This window comes from Mesorhizobium sp. M7A.F.Ca.MR.245.00.0.0, assembly GCF_003997415.1.
In the GTDB taxonomy this organism is placed as follows: domain Bacteria; phylum Pseudomonadota; class Alphaproteobacteria; order Rhizobiales; family Rhizobiaceae; genus Mesorhizobium.
Genome location: NZ_RZTE01000126.1, coordinates 1 through 285 on the forward strand (window position 1 = coordinate 1; position 285 = coordinate 285).

Here is a 285-nt window from a genome sequence, read left to right on the forward strand (position 1 = left end):
ACGATCTCGGCGGCGTGCATGACGCGATGCCCTATCTGGTGCAGCAGAACAGGCGTGTCGGCGGCGAACCGATCCAGTCGGTGGCGTGGCCGTCGCATCCGATCCTCGCCGGCGGTCAGCATGTCGTCGTCGTCGGCGGCGGCGATACCGCGTCCGACTGCGTCGGCACCGCCTTCCGCCAGGGCGCGGTCCGCGTCACCCAGCTCGACATCCGTCCGCAGCCGCCGGAAAAGGAAGACAAGCTTTCGGTCTGGCCCTACTGGGCGACCAAGATGCGCACCTCGT

Annotated in this window: 1 pseudogene; it reads left to right on the forward strand. The window is 68.4% G+C overall.

The window, feature by feature from the left end:
- Positions 1 to 285: pseudogene (gene gltD, locus EOB80_RS34380) on the forward strand (glutamate synthase); the annotation flags it as partial.